Here is a 16,858-nt window from a genome sequence, read left to right as displayed (position 1 = left end):
AATCCGGTGCACTCGGCCGGACCGCCGGAGGGGACGTGGAAAACCCCGCAGGTACAGGTTGGTTCGATCAGGGAGGTGGCTTACTGCATCGGTTATTCGACTCTTGCGTGCCCGAGGATCGGGTGCCTTGTTCGACGCCGACCCGACCGGTCGGCCAACAGAGCAGAACTTGAATCCCCTTCGTAAGTTCATGGGCCCCGGCGCACAACGCGCCGGGGCCCGTCGGCGTTGAAATCCGAGAGGTGTTGTGGACCCAGCGAACCCGAAACCCGACAGCGGCGCGACGGCTGCTGATCGGCTCGATGACGATCACTATCCCGCCTACAGCATGGGCAGGGCCGCGGAGATCCTCGGTAGCGGCATCCGCAGATGAGAGTTCAGTGACCGGCGAGAGGGCCTGTAGTCTCTTCTTGCCTTCGGCGACCATGGGACCCGAAATCCAGCTATCGATATTCGGTGACGTGGAGTTCGTGGAGATCGACCTGATCGGTGTGCTGCGGGCCTCGATAGAGCAGTCGTAGATCGACACGCAGTTCTCGGCCGGGCTCGATTCGATTGCCGGGTTTCGCTCGCAGGACGAACCGGCGTCCTGGCCCCTCCACGGCGGCGCGGTGTTCGCGTGTGTCGATGACCTCGTACCAGGGGTTTTCCCCGGGATTGACATGCAGGTGGGCTGAGCCCCCTGCGAGCCGAAAGGACATCTCCCATCGGGCAACCGCAGTCTCACGGGTGGTCGCAGTGAACCGGTAGTCGCAGATGACCCCGCTGGCAGGCCACGGCTGAGGATGGCAGGTCGGCTTGGCGTATCTGGCTTCGATCGGGTCCTGGCTGTGGCGAACCACGGTGACTCCTGCAGTCCTGAAAGCGTCGCTGGCGCCCGGGGCGGTGAGCAGGGCGCCAGCGACTGTTCGCGATGATCGACCACATGAACCGGATCGAGTAGAAGCGACTCTGGTTGTGCCGCAACGGCTGCCGCCCTCTCGGGCGATCGTTGCGGCCGAAGCCCCGGCGGGCGACCAGTGACTATTTGGTGTTGAGGGTGATCGTGGCGGTGCCGACGAGCAAACCGGATTTGACGGCGTCGGTGTTGAACGTCTTGTTCAACAGTGCGGCGGCGTCGCCCGATACCAGCACGCGGGTGCCCTGAAGGACGGCGGTGTTCTCGGGGCCGTTCTGCAGCGGTTGCAGGGTGCTGCCGTCGAGGTTGAACAGCAGGGCGTGGGTCGCGGCGGGGGCGCCGTTGACTTTCACATCGCCGTAGAGAACCGAGGTGCCGGGGTCGATATCGAAATCGGTCAGCTCGACGGTGGTGGATCCGGCGGTCAGCGACAGCCCGCTGCCGGTGTGTTTGATGTTGCCCTGCACATACGGGTTGACGGTGCCGGGGGTGTAGTACTTCACGTCGCCGCCGGTGATGGGGAAGACGACCGATCCGTCGGCCAGGGTGGCGCTGCCCAGCACCCCCGGTGTGAGGCCCAGTGTGCTCAACGCGTCGGTGAAGCCTTTGTCCAGGGCCACCGCGGTGGTTCGCCCGGTCAACCCGTCGATCTGTGCGACAGGCGTGGCAACGGCGCTGGTCGCGGCGGCCGCCGAACTGCTGGCCGACGTGCTGCTGGTGGTGGAGGTGTCCGAGTCGTCGTCGCTCGAACAGGCCGCCGACGGCAGCAGTGCCAAGGCGGCGATCGCGGCGATCGCGGTGGTTTTGCGGTAGTCGACCATGAGTCTCAAACCCTTCGTGGTTGCTGATTGGTGGTCTGAGGGGTTCGTCGCGAGCGACGATGCAGATTGGGCATGAATTCGACCGGTGCCAGGAAGCGTCGTGGGACGAGAGTTCACCGGATTCGGGGGCTCGGGCTTGCGGGACCGATTCGGGTACCGGAACACACCGACCGCCAACACAAGGGCGACGGTGATCGCGATGCCCCACGCACACCGCAGCCAGGATCGATGCCGACAGGACTGCGATGCCGGTGGGTGAGCGGTGTGATGATCAGGCCCGACAGTCACGCGGTACCGGGTCCGAGGCGATACCGGCGCAGTGGCGGGCCTGATGTTGGCAGTGATCGAGTTCGGTTCCCCTGCGGTGTGTTGTCAGTGGGACCGTCTGGTCTCTGTGGGTTTCGGCGTACACGGCCAGGTCGATACCGGGCAGGGCAGCGCGTAGTTGCTATGTGGCGGCGGCGTAGAGCAGCCGTTCCTTGGTCGTGGCCAGGGCCGGAAGCCAGTGATGAGCACGATGCACCGGCTCACCGCGTCGGAGACGTCGTAGATGGCCCACCGGCAACGGCTTGGTGGAAGGGGGCCAAGGACTGGTCGTAGCCCGCAGACACATACGTGTGCTCGACCTCGATCCGCCGGTCATCTTTCAGACGTAACTGGATATAGCGGTATGCCCTGTGCGATTCGAGATCGACACAAGCACGCAGCGCTGCCGTGCCTAGGGTCGGTGCTGTGACCTCGACGCGCTTCGGGATGGCCTGGACCGGGTGTTGTTCGGCACCGACACGCGTCCCCATGCCTGAATCGGGGGCGCTGGGTCAATCCTGCGCGCACCCCGATGCTCACGCGGATCCACAACAAGCGGCGACACGGCCCGAACACGAGGTTCGACCCATGTCGAAAGAAAGAGGTTCCCAGTTCGATCCGGGTGCGACCCTGACCACGGGCAGCCCGGGGTGTGGGTGAAATTCGGCAACAAGGAAACAAGCTCATGACCGACAACCCGCAACGCAAGGACATCGATACCGAGGAACAGCCCGTAAAGTGGCCCGACCCCAGCCCCTTGGCCGACTGGTGGGAACAAGTCATGGGACTCGACAAACGGACCCGGCAGCCGCGAGTCCGCACCACCGCTGCGTGAGGCCCGACCCTCGAATGCCTCGAGGTCCCCCGCGAGGGGCGACCTACCTCGGCCAGGGCGAGCGCCAGATCCAGGATGAGGGTCGTCGGCCGCTCATCGGCCCGTCCACCGGGCGAGAACCTTCACCCTTGCGGTCAGGTTTGGTCATCGGGTGGATCCAGGTATTCGTGCAGGCTCAGCAGAATATGGTCCATCTGTAGTCGTTGCTGGGGCGGTCCTCCGCGTAGCGCTCTGGCTGCGGCGACCAGACGCCGGGCCAAGGTCCGGAGTTTGACGTTGGTCTCTTGAGATCGCCACCGCAGTGTCGCGAACGCCTGCTCGGGGCTGAGTCCGTAGGCCAGGGTCAAAATTCCTTTGGCCTGCTCGATGTCCGCGCGTGAGGTGACCAGGTCGGGCAGTACCTCGTCGAGCGCTTCTCGCCCGTAGGTGGCGATGCTGGCGGTCAAGTCGATGAAATAGCCTTGCGTGCCGACCACGGTCCCGGTCGCGTCGAACATCCCGTCGCCCACCACCATCACCTGGTGATGGACCCCCGCGGTGTCGATGACGCGGTGATGGCTGCCGAACGCGCCGTGATCCCGTACCGCGGCCGCGAGGGCGTCAGCGACCGCGGCACGGTCGTCGGGGTGGTTGTGAGCCAGCGGCAACTCGGTGGTGGGGGTCATCTCACCGGGCTCGTAACCGTAGAGGTGCCAGATCTCTTCCGACCATTCCCAACGATGGTCGTCGAACCAGAACCGGAAAGAGCCTACCGCTCCCGGACCATCGGGGGAGGGCCGTTCACGCTGGTCCTCGCCTATACCCGGCGCCAGCTCCTTACCTGTTTCATCGTCCATTCCTGCCGACTACCACCAGGCTCCGGTACGAACCATCACCGCGTACGAGGTCGGCATCGGTGAGACAATGTCCGACCTCGGAATCCACTGGATACGCCCCGGCGCAGGCTCGTCCCCTCGGATCTCCCGCATTGGCGGTATCTCGTGAACGTTGATGAGACACCTGCCGCGCGCCTCTCAGACCGAAACCCACCCAAGCGGCTGGTCATCGCAGGTTGTGCGATGACCAGCCGCATGTGTGGGGTGCGCTGGGTGACGCCGACCGTCAGCGCGGCATTTCGGGTTCTGATTCCAGGATGGTCGGCTGTCGAGGCGAACCGAGTCCCCGATCGTGTCTACGGCGGGGGACTCGTCGCTCGGGCCAGTTGAGCGAGCTCGGCGAGGAACTGCGCGGCGAGGATCGGTTTGCCTTCTTTGCCGATCGGTGAGGGCTCCAGAGGCGCGAGGATGTCGGTGATCGGGGAGTGCAACCACAGTGCCATCACGTAGAGGGCGGGGATGCGCAGCAGGCGCAGATCGAAGCCGGCGGCCGCGAGTTGGGGCAGTTTTCGAACAACTTTCAATGCTTTGTCGGTGGCCAGGACGAACGGTCCTTCGGTGAACTGCGCCATTTCCTGGGTGCCGTCGGGGGCCAGCGTGGTTTCGGCGCTGGCGATGATCTGTGTGCCGTCCACGACGAGGTAGCGCCAGCCCACCGGCCGCGCCGCGTCCAGGCCCGCGCCGGCGGTGATGTCATCGAGACCCAAGGTGAAGATCTGGTGTGGAGTAGACAGGTCGAGTTGGTCCTTGCGTGCCCCGCGCAGCGCCTTGGTCGAGAATTTCGCGCCGTCGGCGAACGCGTGCAGTTTTCCCTTGACCTTGTCGGGTACCTCGGAGGGCGGGTCGGGCAGATGCAGCGGCATGGTCGGTTCTCCTCAGGGCTTGGTTTTGTAGCTGACGTTCCAGGTTCCGTTGCCCTGGTATCGGTTGCGGAAGACGTCGTAGGTGACATCGGAATCGCCGTACCAGGGATCGGCGACGCTGACGTAGTCGACACCGTTGATGACCGAACGCCCGCGCAGAGCGGCGATGTGGCCGCCACCGCCCTGCCAGGCGATGTTCACCACGACCGGTGCGGATCTGGTCATTTCGGCGCCGAGTTGGACGTTGGTCAAGGCGTTGTCCGAGCGCGCGTTGAGCCGCCCGATCCGGGTGAGCGCGGTATCGGGCCACCGGCCCTGGTTACACGGCGATACCACCCCCGCCCCGACGGCGCAGTCGTTGCGGCCCAACTCCGCGTTGGCCAGTTTGCCCTGGGTCCAGGTCGATGCCGGGTCGTAGAAGGCCGCGGTGCTGACCGTGGCCGCGTTCCAGCACCACATGGTTTGCTCCTGGTGCTGCATACGGAAATCCAGCCGCTGGTCGTCCATGGCGAGAAAGAACTTCTCGTGGATACCGCCCTCGGCACCGAACTGGGCGTTGACCGTACCGCCACCATTACTGGCCAGCGCGGTCAGCCCGCTGCCGTTCAAGCGCAGGTAGACCTTCGGGAACGCGGTCGACTCGAGAGAGACCGAGCCGTCGGTCTGTGCCCTGGCGTAGTACTTCTCCCATGGGCCGGGGCCGGCAGCGCTGTACTGGGCGTTGACCGTGCCGCCCCCGGATTCGGTCTGGGCACTCACCCCTTGGCCGTCCATGCGCAGGTAGACCTTCGGAAAAGCCACCGACTCGAAGGCGAAGGAGCCATCGCTTTGGGGTCGGACCCGGAACCGCTCGTAGAGCCCCACCCCGAACTGGGCGTTGACCGTACCGCCGCCGTGGTCGGCCGGGGCGGTTACCCCGCTGGCGTCCATCCTCAGATAAACATTCGAGAACGCCGTCGACCGGATAGTGATCGGTGTGTCCCCCAGAACTGCGAGGTCGGCTACCGACAATGACATGATGAGCCTTCTTCCGTGCAGGTCTCCAGGTCAGACCCGAAACCCGCTTCGCTGCAAACTATTTCGGCCGATGCCGGTGGCATGGGGCCGGTTCGGCACTCAGAGCCTGAAGTGTGTACGACCTCGGCCCCGGATCAGGTGTTCGTTCGGCGGATACTCGCGGGAACTGGAGCCATCTGTCTTCTTTCTGTGCGAAATAGGCGCACCACGCGAGAATTGCACGGCGAATAGCGATGATTCACGTCTCGCAAACCGTCGAAAGGTAGAGACCGTCCCCCTCTGCCCACCGAATCATACTGTGCAACAACGATGTTAGCGGTATCTGTATGCGGCTACTCGAATACGGATGTTCCGGGCGGAAGAGAGACATTAATGCGCACCGCTTCTTCATATCGGAAGAAATATTCCGGATACGGACCGGTCGCATTCATTGTTGATCAAGAGATTACCGGGATGGTGCGCCTATAGTTCAAACCTGTCGAGAACCGTCGGGGGCGAATCAAAAGTGGAGGCCATGGGATGGAACACCGGAATCGGTGCAAGACGGAGCCGCACCTGACCGACTGCAACCCCTATACGCCGGCGCACGGCTTCGGTCGGAGGTCCGAGGCTACGAGACCGAGCAGTTCGCAGGGCTCAACATGATGGAAGATCGGATCGATACGACCGGCAGATTCCCCGACATCCTGCGCGCCACGGGATGCTGATCAGATGGACGACAACGACGGCATCGCCTGCGAGTCCTGACCAGGATGGTCCCCGTCGATCTCGGGCGGCACACGCCCGAGCGGAGAAGGTCGAGATGTGCGCCCGTCCGGGTGGGGATCCGCCGCGGACAATCCGACTTCGAGTACCTTTCCCGTGCTTGTGGTCATGCCTGTCTTCGGTCACGCTGTGAACGCGGGCCGGTTGGTGCGAGATCCCCCGCAGAGTCAGCTGGAGACCACCGACGACAGGGGCCTCGGGAGTCGAACCATCCGGCCCGTCGCGGCACGCTACGGCGAGCTACCCCGACCACGAAACCGCTACCGGCTCTGCACCTTCCTGACTTCTCATGTGTACAACGCTTCCCGGACTGCAGGCAATCACGATGCGTACTGCCGATTCGGTAATTCATGTGTGGAACCCGCTCGCACTATCGACCGCGAATCGGTACCGAAACATACAGCGCCACAGCGTATCCAGGAGTAGGCTGGACTTCCTCGCTCGGTCCGTTGGGTGAGGTCGTGGGCGAATGTAATGGATGGACCGACCGACCACTTTGGGGCCTACCCATCCGGCTTCGCGAACCGGCCCTGATCGATGCGACATGTGGCGCAGATCGTTTGGCGTGTTGTCGGACGGTGAGCAGTCGATGGTGAAAGAGGCAACCGTGCCAGAGGACTCGTCGGACCCGGTGTCTCCGGTCGGTGACTATCCCTCGCCGTTGCTCGGTACCAGTGAACGGGTGCTCGCGACGATTCTCGGTGTCATCGTGGCGGCCGCGGGGACGGTGGGTGTGTTCGTTTCGGACAATCAGGCCGGAACGGCCGCCCTGTTCATCCTGGCGGCGGCGCTACTCCTGATGGGTGTGCAAGGAACCCCGCTGACGCGTTTCGGCTCCGGCGAGCACAGCATCGAGTTCGTTCGCAGGCGTCTGGGCAGAGAACTGATTCAACAGGGCAGATTGGAACAGAGCGGTGAGGCCGCCCGTGCCTACATCGATGCTGTGGCCATCGTCGCACCGAACTTGCTCAACAGCGTGTCAGGGCGCGCGCTCGTCTGGGAGGCCAAGCTTTCCGAAGCCCTCACCCGGATAATCGGTGCACGGCCACGCCACAGAGAGGAGGGCAATGACCACGTCGCCTTCTCTTTCGGACTTCAACATGCAGGCGAGTTGTTGGGTTTCTGGGCTATCGATGTCGTCGCGCTCTATCGTGACCGGGGCGTATCGACCGCCGAGGTAGCGTCGATGGCCGCTCGGCGTAAGCCGGTGGTGGTACCCGCCCTGATTGTCGCCAACGACGCATCGATCGATGTGCTGGCCCGTATCGGGGAATGGCAGGACAACGTGCGTGTGGTCATATGGTCAGGCGTCCGGGACGACGAGCGGCTTCGCGACGCGATAGATGCGTTGAATCCCCGGACGTAACTGCTGTGCCCTGTGCGTTCTTGTCAGGATCCCGACCCGACCCGACTGTCGTCGGCACCGGATGCTTGTTCGACAATGCGGCGCAACAACTCCGGTGCAGGCCCGCCGCGGGTCTTCGGTATCGGTACACCGTTCTTCCGAACAGTTGCGCCAGCGGTAGCCGAGCACGCTGCTGTTCAGCCCCTCAGGAGGCCGCTTCCGGTGGGCCGACGATAAGTTTTTCCAGGTTGTAGGTCTGGTCGGAGTACCTGTGGATGCTGATGACGGCGACGAACTCGTTGGTGCCGGCGCACTGCTGGAGAGAACTCCAATGGTTGACGAGAAACCAGCCTGCTCCGGCGGCGCCGCGCGGAGCGAGACCGGCGCAGAGGAACCAGTACCGGTCGGGGTTCGGGCCGGGGTTCGGCCTGATCCGGGCCAGGAAGCCGAAATGGCGCTCGCCGTCGGAGTGGTACCGGCTGCCGTCGCTCAGTTCGAGGTATTCGATGACCGGTCCGATCGCCGGATCGGTCGTCGACACTGTGAACAACCGAGGGTCGGCAACACACGGGAGTGAGAGCACGGTGTGGAGCCCGAAACCGATGTACGCGCGGTCGCTGCGCGCGGCCGTCGCTCGGTCGCCGCAGAAAGTCACGCGGATACTGGTGTGACGTTGCAGGAGTGCGGAAACGCAGAGCAGCCCCCGGAGGTCGTTCTCCGGGACGACGACCGCCGCGCCGCGCCGCGTGGGGTACACCAGTGTCACGCCATGGGTGACCATATCGGCGCCCAGGAATGCTTCCAGCTCGCTGTCGATGGGTGTGGAGGGCTGGAGAGTTCGCGCGTCCGTCGAGGAGGCGTCCACTATCTGAAACAGTCTCTCGGTGGTCCAGCCGGGGAACATCCGTTGCAGGACCCGGTGATGATATTCGCGGGGTAAACCGACCATTTGACCCGAAAGCCACTGGTAGTACTGCGCTTTCGCCGGGCCGTATCCCGGTGGGATCGGCGGGTTCAGCTGCGCGGCACACTTGTCGTAGACGCGCAGAAAATCCGAATGACTCTTGAGATGTCGTTCTGCCAGCAGCATTTTCAGCATGGTAGGCACCGAAACCCCCTCACGCCTGCAGATCCACCTCCATGAACGCCCCGACGCTCGCGGTCCGACGAGCGACACCGAACTCGGTCGTCCCCGACGGCCGGGCTCGTAGGGCCTCAGATGTAGCTGTAGGTGGCGTCGGTTCCCGTTCCGGTGAGAGCGATAGCGGTCGCTCGGGTGGCCGAGTTGGTTGTGTAATACCTTGCGGGGCAATTGAACTGCGCCACGATTGGCCTCCCGGAGCCGGTTCCGGCGATCGTGCCGCTGATGGCCGGACCCGAGGTCGGTGCAGGGGAAGGTTCGGCAGGCATGGCGCTGCCTCCTTTTCGTGATGAATGTAGTAGTCCTCGAGCGAGGTGTGCTCGTTGGTGGAGCAGTCCCCGTACCTCCATTAATGCACCGGATCAACATCCAGGGCAATGAAATCAGGTTCCGGTTTGGTCTGTTTTCTCGTCGTTGCTGCAAAGTTGTCCACCCGGCCACATCACGTGGGCGATTCCGCCGGACAACGCCGCAGCGGCCATCGTCGACGCCGCCTCGGTCGGCATGGGTTGGCCTGTGACGGCCGCCGTGATGTCGATGACGAGTGGGACTCGGCCGAGACGAGCCGTTCGCATGACGTGCGACCCCCGGTGGACTCGACCCCGGACAGGCCGAATCCGAGCGACTGCCGGACCGGCTATCGGGCTACGTCCCGGCACACCGAACGCCGGATGCGACTGGGACTCTGCGTCCCGGGTCGATGAGAACGTCTCATCGACTGTGCCGACGATAGCGGACCGTCCGGGGTGCACCGTGACCGCCGACCCCGTGGCAGGTGCTCAACGACGAACTTCCCGACGCGGGTCCGGGGGCACCGAGCAGGTACCGGACGTCCCGAGCACGGCTGATAGGTTGCCGGCAACCGATTCGCGGAGCCGACGCGGGAACCGGCCGCAACCATCGCGGGGCCGCGGATCGAGCGGCCCGAACCCGTCCGCGTAGTCGCACTCGACCGTCGCTCGCCGGCCGGTCGTGGAGATTCACGGACGTGGTTCGTTTTCGCGGTGAACTCGGGACCGGCACCCGATCATCAGCAGTCGGCGGAACCCTCGTCCTCGAGGATCGCACGTCGCATCGCGAGGCCGATTGTCGGCGATTTGTCTTGAGGACCGGCAGTTCTCGCGGCTTCGTCAGGCTCCGCGCCGAGTAACCCCGATCCCGGGTCAGCACCGGGCGAGGCGTTCACGCGTCGCCCGATCCGCCTTCCTCGGCCCGCTCCAGATCCAGGACGGGGGTATCCGGACCTTGCGCGTCCAGCAGTGCGATGGTGTCGCGACGCCCGCCCCAGAAGATCCGACCGTTGTCGAACTGCTGGAACACTTCGCCGCCGTGCAGTATCTGCTCGTCGCGGACCGGCCAGCCGAACGGACCGTTCTCGAAACCGGTGTGGTTCCAGCGCTCGCGGATCGCGCCGTGTGTCCACACCGGTCCGCCATCGTCGCGGCAGTACAGCGCACCACCCTGGAAACCCTGGACACGGCCCTCCGGCAGTTTCGTCGACACGGTGTTCGGGTAGCCGAGCGGGCCGTTCTCCCAGTTCAATTCGGCGAACTTCGCGAACAGACTCATCGGGATCGCGTAGGCGCCGGTGAACGGATGCCAGTAGACATAGCCGAACTCGAATCGCGCGAATCGACCCACATCGTCGCGGGTCGACACCTCCCCCGTCGTGATTCGCGGGCCCAGCCAGGGATTGGCGGCCGCGACGGTGTCGATGGCGGGCGGGGCAGGCGCCACGGCGGGCACACCGCTCGCGAATTCCCTGACATGGAACTCGAATTCGCGCCAGGGGAAGTTGTAGCCGACGTCGGTGTGGGTTCCGATGCCGAGGCATTCGGTCACATACCTGTGATCGGAGATGCCGTCGCCGCGTGCGTACGGTGGCGCGATCACCTCCGTGTCGAACCCGTACTTCCGCCCATCGGCCACCGCCAACCAGGCGGCGATCCGGATATCGTCCTCGATCGCGAGCCACTGGGACCGGGGCCAGCTCGCGCGGCTGCCCGCGAAGCACAGGTTGATGGTGTAGCTGTTGGCATCGAGGACCGACCACGACGCGAAGTCGGTGTCGACCACATCGCAGACGACTCGATCCCCGAGCGTGTAATGGTAGGACACGCCGTTGGCGCCGTTGCCGAGATAGGCGGCCAGCGATTCAGCGGTGCCGTTGCCTTCCTGGGTGTGTATCAGGAAATTGGTGATGCGCGCTCCCCACCGCTGCGAGCGTGAATTGCCGAGCCGATCGAGCTCGGTGTAGATGGGCTTGCTCATTTCTATATTTCTCCTAGATCTTTCGCGCAGCTCCGGTAATGGGTCTCGAGATTGCGTCGGAACGTGATGTACGTGTCCATACCGAATTCAGCTGCGTCGAAAACTCTGTATTTCGCCGATGACACCTCGGGAAGAATTCCCGCACCGAACGAGTATCAGATCGTCGGCTACCCACATCGGACGATCCTGGCCGCGCCGTAACGCGGCCAGGATCGAAATACTTTCAGTGGATAATGGGCTCAGGGCCGCGTGATGGTGTTGGTGTCGAGAGTGACCGCGCCGTTGAGGGCCAGGATCCTCCCGTCCGCCGTGGTGCCGGCCGACACGGTGACCGAGGTGAATGCCAGGACGGTGCCGGCGAGGTCGGTGTCGGCGCCCAGCGTGGCCGAGCTACCCACCTGCCAGAACACGTTGGCCGCGGTGGCGCCGTTGACGAGGTTCACGGCGCTGTTGGCCCCGGTGATCAGGGTTGTTCCGGCCTGGAAGATGAACACCGCGCTCGGATCGCCCTGTCCATCGAGGGTGACGGTGCCGGTGAGACCGATCCCGGCGACCGCCTTGTACACCCCGGAGGTCAGGGTCTGTCCCCCGAGATCGGTGAGCACGAAACCGGTGGGGATCCGCCCCACCGCGTCCAGGTAGGCCGTCTGGAGATCAGTGTGCGCCTGCGCCGCAGTCGCGTCCCCGGCGTGGATCGTTCCACTGGTGACAGTTCCCGGCGGGAAGCCGGTCACCGCGGTTCCGGGGCTGACGCCCAGGTCGCCGGTGATGGCCGTGGCCCCTCCGTTGGTGACCGTCGCCGCGCCCAACACCGCGAACGTCGATGCTGTGCCCACGTTGACGGGCAACAGACCCGAAATGTAGGTGAAGGTGACACCGTTGCTGGTTCCGCCGGGGGTGGTGGCGGTGACCTGTACCGCCCCTGCCGTGTGGGCGGGGGTGAGGACGGTGATCTGGGTGTCGGAGTTGACGGTGAACAGGGGCGCCGGGGTTGCACCGAAGCTCACTGCGGTGGTTCCGGTGAGACCGGTTCCGGTGAGTACCACCACTGTTCCGCCGACCGGGGGGCCCGAGTTGGGAACGGCGCTGGCGAGGGTGGGCACCGCGATGTAGGTGAAGGTGACACCGTTGCTGGTCCCACCGGGAGCGGTGACCGTGACCTGTACCGCCCCGGCCACGTGGGCTGGGGTCACGGCCGTGATCTGTGTCGCGGAGTTGACCGTGAACGAGGTTGCCGATGTGCCGCCGAAACTCACCGAGGTGACGCCGGTCAAGTTCGTGCCGGTCAGCACGACGGTGGTTCCGCCAGCCGCCGACCCCGAAGCCGGATTGAGGCTGGTCAAGGCCGGAACGAGCGCCCCGTAGGTGTAGGGCAGTGGATTGCTCGTGCCATCCAGCAATACCTGCACGGTGACGTTCACCGTGCCGGTTCCGGGCGGGACGATGGCCGTGAGTTGGGTGTTGGAATCGATGGTGAATGTCGTTGCCGTCGTGCCGAACAGGACACTGATGGGGCCGACGTTGGCGAACCCGGAGCCGGTGATGACTACAGAATTGAAGCCCGCCGGCGGCCCGAAAGCAGGGTTCAGCGAGGTGAGCGTAGGTGCCATTTTACTAATTCCAATCGAAAGGTTTGGTGTTGCAGCAGGGCCTTCGGCCGTCGATTTTGCTGCTGCTTCCAGTACGCCTCTTGGAGTGGCTCTTTGGCAACGAAATACGTGTCCGGTTTAGTCCGTTTTCACAGCTTCGAGTTCGGTTGTCATAATTTGTAGATCTTGTTATCCCACCGGCGGGCTTCGAGAATCTGTCGGCAGCGACGACAATTCATGATCACGTTGCGGCTGACCTACATACATTCGTGACGTTGCATCGGCACGAAAAGCGCGGAGTAAGGTCATTCGCGGATCTGCCCGCTCGGACCGAAGGGCCCGCATACGGGCGAACGATGATGCGACAGTGGCGTTCACGCACTGTGTTCGGTGTCGAATTCGGGAGCCGAACGTGCCGCTTCAGCCTCATCTACATTGTCGGATCGTCTCTCGGGGGATTCGTCCTGCGGGAAGGCGGTATGGCGCCGTACAGACCCGCGATTTCGGCACTGTCGATCAGGAGATCCGGACATGCCCCATAGTCCAGGATGAACCGCATGCCGCCCGCCCCGACGTGAATCCCACCGGGTTCGGTGCGCACCGAACCCGGTGGGATTCATGTGCACGGCTTGGCCAGATGGTGACGATGGCAACGCTGACACCACGCGCCCTCGGCGGTATGCGCGACGGCATGCGCCATCCTTCCGCACACGCAGCACGATTCAGGATCCGATGTCGCACGGGTGACATCGCGCGCACATCCGGCCCCGCGCGGGGCGTTGCGGGTCGGGTGCGGTGGTAGCAGGAATGGCACAGCCCTCGTCTGGCCAGAAACCGGTCTCGGTGATATTCGGCGCAGACGCCTCGCCCTCTCGCCATGCACACTCGCCCACGGGCTCAGCGTTCGGCGTCGAAGAAGTCCGCCGACAGCAGCGGCCTGTCCGGGAGCACGGGCCGAGGTCCCTGCTGCGGCGCGTAGCGTCCTTCTCGACGGGGTCGACACGCACGACCAGGTCCTCGAAGCGGCAGCCCGGGACGTCGCACAACGTGAGGATCAGCTTCGTGGCGATGGTCCAGTTCCTGCGTATCACCATCAGTTGCGGCAGCCGCCGCTCATAGCGCGGCTGCAACCCCTCCAGCCCCGCGGGCGACCGATCGCCGGGTTCCGACCCGGGACGGACTTCATCGCGCCCCTGCAATTGGCCACTCGCCGGGATGGTGCCGGGCTACGGACGCACGCTGGCCAAGTAGAACTCGACCGTACGCACCGCACAGGGCCACACGGAGACGACCGTGCGCCGCCGGGGCGGCCGGCCCGCAGTCGACTTGCCCCACCGCACCGCCAGCGCCAGCGCCAGCGCCGCATAGTCACCGAACTCAGGCAACTTGGCCTGTCGCCGCCAGTCGTGCGTCTCGAGCAGGGCCGCTTCCCGGCGACGCAGACCCCACCCGTACGGAACAGTCGGTCGCGTCGGCTGGTGAGTAAGTTGATGGCTCGGCGCCATCGCGGTGGATCCGGCGTCGGACGTTCATACATACCTCAACGGCGAAACGGCGATGGCGGTGACACCAGGAGATGTGCTGGCACAAGGGGTGGGGGAATAGCAACGCACCCGCATGGCTTGCATATGGTGGGTAAATCGTAGACAGATCGTAGACAGCAGGGGGATACCCCGAGGATGCGCAGGTCGTGGTGGGATAGGGTTTTAAGGTCATGAAGTCGGCTTTTTCGGGTCAGGTCACCGGTGGTGCGCCCAAGACGGTCTACCTCGATCATGCGGCCACCACACCGATGTTGCCTGCCGCCGTCGAGGCGATGACGGCTGTCTTCGCACGGCCGGGTAACGCGTCGTCGCTGCACGGGTCGGGGCGGGCGGCGCGGCGGTCGTTGGAAGAGGCGCGTGAGTCGATCGCGGCGGATCTGGGCGCGCGGCCCTCGGAGGTCATTTTCACCTCCGGTGGGACCGAGAGCGACAATCTGGCGATCAAGGGGATTTTCTGGGCGCGGCGCGACGCCGATCCGCGCCGGGTGCGGATCATCGCGAGTTCGGTGGAACATCACGCGGTGATCGACGCGGTCGAGTGGCTGGAAAAGCACGAGGGCGCGCAGGTGAGCTGGCTGCCGGTGGACGCCGACGGTATGGTGTCGCCGCGCACCTTGCGGGCCGTGCTGGCCGACCATCCCGACGAGGTGGCGCTGGTCAGCGTCATGTGGGCCAACAACGAGGTCGGCACGATTCAGCCGATCGCGGAGTTGGTCGCGGTCGCACGGGAATTCGATGTGCCGATGCACAGTGACGCGATCCAGGCCGCGGCGCAGCTGCCGATCGATTTCGGCGCGAGCGGGTTGTCCGCGGCCAGTTTCGCCGCGCACAAACTCGGTGGCCCGCACGGAGTCGGGGTGTTGCTGCTGGGCAGGCAGGTGCCGTGCGTGCCGTTGCTGCACGGCGGCGGGCACGAGCGTGATCTGCGTTCGGGTACCTCCGATACGGCGGGTGCGGTCGGGCTCGCGGCGGCGTTGCATCAGACCGTTGTCGAATTGCCGGTATTCGGTGGTGAATCGAGCGCGCTGCGCGATGAGTTGATCGCGCGCGTCATCGAGGCGATTCCCGACGCGATACTCAACGGACCCGTCGGCGCGCGGCGGCTGCCGGGCAACGCGCATTTCACCTTCGCCGGATGCGAGGGCGATTCGCTGCTGATGTTGCTCGACGCGGCGGGTATCGAATGTTCGACCGGCTCGGCCTGCAACGCGGGGGTGGCCTCGCCGAGTCATGTCCTCATCGCCATGGGTGTCGAGCCGTGGCAGGCGCGGGGTTCGCTGCGCTTCTCTCTCGGGCACACGTCGACCCGTGCCGACGTCGATGCCCTGCTGACTGTCCTCCCGAACGTGGTGGAGCGGGCCAGGGCCGCGGGCCTTGCCGGAGCGAAAGGTGGTGTGTGATGCGAGTACTCGCGGCGATGAGCGGTGGTGTGGATTCCGCCGTGGCGGCGGCGCGCGCCGTCGATGCCGGACATGAGGTGGTCGGCGTCCATCTCGCGCTGTCGGCGTCTCCGGGCACGTTGCGCACCGGTTCGCGCGGTTGCTGCTCCAAGGAGGACGCGGGCGACGCCAGGCGCGCCGCCGACGTCCTCGGAATTCCCTTCTACGTCTGGGATTTCGCCGACCGGTTCAAGGAGGACGTGATCGACGATTTCGTCGCCTCCTACGCCGCCGGTGAGACGCCCAACCCCTGCCTGCGGTGCAACGAGAAGATCAAATTCTCCGCGCTGTCGGATCGGGCCGTCGCGCTCGGATTCGACGCGGTCGTGACCGGGCACTACGCCAGGCTCGAGGACGGTGTGCTGCGCCGCGCCGTCGACGCCGACAAGGACCAGTCCTACGTGCTGGCGGTGCTGAACGCCGGGCAGCTCTCGCGCGCGATGTTCCCGGTGGGCGACACCCCGAAGCCGCAGATCCGCGCGGAGGCCGCCGAACGCGGGCTCGCGGTGGCGAACAAGCCCGACAGTCACGACATCTGTTTCATCCCCTCCGGTGACACGCGCGCGTTCCTCGGCGCGAAGATCGGCATCAGGCCGGGCGCGGTCGTCGACGCCGACGGCCGGGTGCTCGGCGAGCACGAGGGTGTGCACGGTTTCACCGTCGGCCAGCGCAAGGGGCTCGGTCTGCCGGGACCCGCCGCCGACGGCAAGCCGCGCTATGTCACCGCGATCGACCCGGAATCGGGCACGGTGCGGGTCGGTTCGGCGGAGGATCTGCACGTGTGGACCGTCAGCGCGCAGCGGGCGATCTGGACCAGCGGTGTGGCCCCGAGTGGTCCGATCGAATGCGTCGCGCAGGTGCGCGCGCACGGTGGTATCGCGCCCGCGGTGGCCGAAGCCGTCGGTGACGGGCTCGTCGTGCGGTTGAGCGAGCCGTTGACCGGTGTCGCGCGCGGTCAGGCCGTGGTGCTGTACCGGCCGGACGAGGCGGGCGACGAGGTCATCGGCAGCGGAACCATCAGCGATACGGCGGGCGCCGACAGCGCGGTCGGTGCCGATGTCGGCGCGGGTGTCGGCGAATAGCGTTCGCGATGCCCCGGGGTCGATGGCGTCATCGACTCCGCGAACCCACCGGACGGGGCTCGCGGTG

General features: G+C 65.2%; 13 protein-coding genes. 5 read left to right on the top strand and 8 right to left on the bottom strand.

The window, feature by feature from the left end; genetic code table 11:
• The first annotated feature begins 247 nt into the window (after positions 1-247).
• Complete coding sequence (locus OG225_RS25415; protein ID WP_405177576.1) at positions 248-373, top strand: hypothetical protein; 126 nt, start codon at positions 248-250, stop codon at positions 371-373.
• A gap of 70 nt (positions 374-443) precedes the next feature.
• On the opposite strand, the gene OG225_RS25410 is transcribed toward OG225_RS25415, so the two are convergent.
• Positions 444-842, bottom strand: coding sequence for a hypothetical protein (locus OG225_RS25410; RefSeq protein ID WP_405177575.1), 399 nt, complete (start codon positions 840-842; stop codon positions 444-446).
• A 181-nt stretch (positions 843-1,023) separates the two neighbouring features.
• The gene (locus tag OG225_RS25405; RefSeq protein WP_405177574.1) at positions 1,024-1,719 is read right to left on the bottom strand and encodes a hypothetical protein; all 696 of its coding nucleotides are present in this window, start codon (positions 1,717-1,719) and stop codon (positions 1,024-1,026) included.
• A 991-nt stretch (positions 1,720-2,710) separates the two neighbouring features.
• Here OG225_RS25405 and OG225_RS25400 point away from each other — a divergent pair.
• The gene (locus tag OG225_RS25400; protein ID WP_405177573.1) at positions 2,711-2,860 is read left to right on the top strand and encodes a hypothetical protein; all 150 of its coding nucleotides are present in this window, start codon (positions 2,711-2,713) and stop codon (positions 2,858-2,860) included.
• 134 nt (positions 2,861-2,994) lie between these two features.
• Here the strand turns inward: OG225_RS25400 and OG225_RS25395 are convergent, their stop codons facing one another.
• From OG225_RS25395 to OG225_RS25385, 3 genes are all read right to left on the bottom strand, one after another.
• On the bottom strand, positions 2,995-3,696 hold the full coding sequence (locus OG225_RS25395) for an ANTAR domain-containing protein (RefSeq protein ID WP_405177572.1): 702 nt from the start codon (positions 3,694-3,696) through the stop codon (positions 2,995-2,997).
• Positions 3,697-4,031: 335 nt separating this feature from the next.
• On the bottom strand, positions 4,032-4,598 hold the full coding sequence (locus OG225_RS25390; RefSeq protein WP_405177571.1) for a hypothetical protein: 567 nt from the start codon (positions 4,596-4,598) through the stop codon (positions 4,032-4,034).
• Positions 4,599-4,610: 12 nt separating this feature from the next.
• Positions 4,611-5,528: a papain-like cysteine protease family protein gene (locus OG225_RS25385; protein WP_405177570.1), complete on the bottom strand. Its 918-nt coding sequence runs from the start codon at positions 5,526-5,528 to the stop codon at positions 4,611-4,613.
• Between the two features lie 1,441 nt (positions 5,529-6,969).
• Here OG225_RS25385 and OG225_RS25380 point away from each other — a divergent pair.
• Entirely contained in the window at positions 6,970-7,746 is a 777-nt protein-coding gene (locus tag OG225_RS25380) for a hypothetical protein (RefSeq protein WP_405177569.1), read from the top strand.
• Between the two features lie 184 nt (positions 7,747-7,930).
• On the opposite strand, the gene OG225_RS25375 is transcribed toward OG225_RS25380, so the two are convergent.
• From OG225_RS25375 to OG225_RS25365, 3 genes are all read right to left on the bottom strand, one after another.
• Entirely contained in the window at positions 7,931-8,815 is an 885-nt protein-coding gene (locus OG225_RS25375) for a hypothetical protein (protein WP_405177568.1), read from the bottom strand.
• 1,233 nt (positions 8,816-10,048) lie between these two features.
• The gene (locus OG225_RS25370; RefSeq protein ID WP_405177567.1) at positions 10,049-11,137 is read right to left on the bottom strand and encodes an N-acetylmuramoyl-L-alanine amidase; all 1,089 of its coding nucleotides are present in this window, start codon (positions 11,135-11,137) and stop codon (positions 10,049-10,051) included.
• A gap of 239 nt (positions 11,138-11,376) precedes the next feature.
• Entirely contained in the window at positions 11,377-12,747 is a 1,371-nt protein-coding gene (locus OG225_RS25365) for an ice-binding family protein (protein WP_405177566.1), read from the bottom strand.
• Positions 12,748-14,440: 1,693 nt separating this feature from the next.
• Between OG225_RS25365 and OG225_RS25360 the strand changes: the two genes are divergently transcribed.
• Positions 14,441-15,670, top strand: coding sequence for a cysteine desulfurase family protein (locus OG225_RS25360; protein ID WP_405177565.1), 1,230 nt, complete (start codon positions 14,441-14,443; stop codon positions 15,668-15,670).
• Complete coding sequence (gene mnmA, locus OG225_RS25355; RefSeq protein ID WP_405177564.1) at positions 15,670-16,791, top strand: tRNA 2-thiouridine(34) synthase MnmA; 1,122 nt, start codon at positions 15,670-15,672, stop codon at positions 16,789-16,791. Before OG225_RS25360 ends, mnmA begins: the two co-directional genes overlap by 1 nt.
• Positions 16,792-16,858: the final 67 nt, after the last annotated feature.

The organism is Nocardia sp. NBC_01377, from assembly GCF_045040005.1.
In the GTDB taxonomy this organism is placed as follows: Bacteria; Actinomycetota; Actinomycetes; order Mycobacteriales; family Mycobacteriaceae; genus Nocardia; species Nocardia noduli.
Note: the sequence above shows the minus strand (reverse complement) of the source record. Positions and strands in the feature narration are given on the sequence as shown.

Excerpts from the sequence above, each read along its gene's own strand:
- OG225_RS25405 (WP_405177574.1), bottom strand. The coding sequence starts at position 1,719 with ATGGTCGACTACCGCAAAACCACCGCGATCGCCGCGATCGCCGCCTTG.
- OG225_RS25400 (WP_405177573.1), top strand. The coding sequence starts at position 2,711 with ATGACCGACAACCCGCAACGCAAGGACATCGATACCGAGGAACAGCCC.
- OG225_RS25395 (WP_405177572.1), bottom strand. The coding sequence starts at position 3,696 with ATGGACGATGAAACAGGTAAGGAGCTGGCGCCGGGTATAGGCGAGGAC.
- OG225_RS25390 (WP_405177571.1), bottom strand. The coding sequence starts at position 4,598 with ATGCCGCTGCATCTGCCCGACCCGCCCTCCGAGGTACCCGACAAGGTC.
- OG225_RS25385 (WP_405177570.1), bottom strand. The coding sequence starts at position 5,528 with ATGGACGCCAGCGGGGTAACCGCCCCGGCCGACCACGGCGGCGGTACG.
- OG225_RS25380 (WP_405177569.1), top strand. The coding sequence starts at position 6,970 with ATGGTGAAAGAGGCAACCGTGCCAGAGGACTCGTCGGACCCGGTGTCT.
- OG225_RS25375 (WP_405177568.1), bottom strand. The coding sequence starts at position 8,815 with ATGCTGCTGGCAGAACGACATCTCAAGAGTCATTCGGATTTTCTGCGC.
- OG225_RS25370 (WP_405177567.1), bottom strand. The coding sequence starts at position 11,137 with ATGAGCAAGCCCATCTACACCGAGCTCGATCGGCTCGGCAATTCACGC.
- OG225_RS25365 (WP_405177566.1), bottom strand. The coding sequence starts at position 12,747 with ATGGCACCTACGCTCACCTCGCTGAACCCTGCTTTCGGGCCGCCGGCG.
- OG225_RS25360 (WP_405177565.1), top strand. The coding sequence starts at position 14,441 with ATGAAGTCGGCTTTTTCGGGTCAGGTCACCGGTGGTGCGCCCAAGACG.
- mnmA (WP_405177564.1), top strand. The coding sequence starts at position 15,670 with ATGCGAGTACTCGCGGCGATGAGCGGTGGTGTGGATTCCGCCGTGGCG.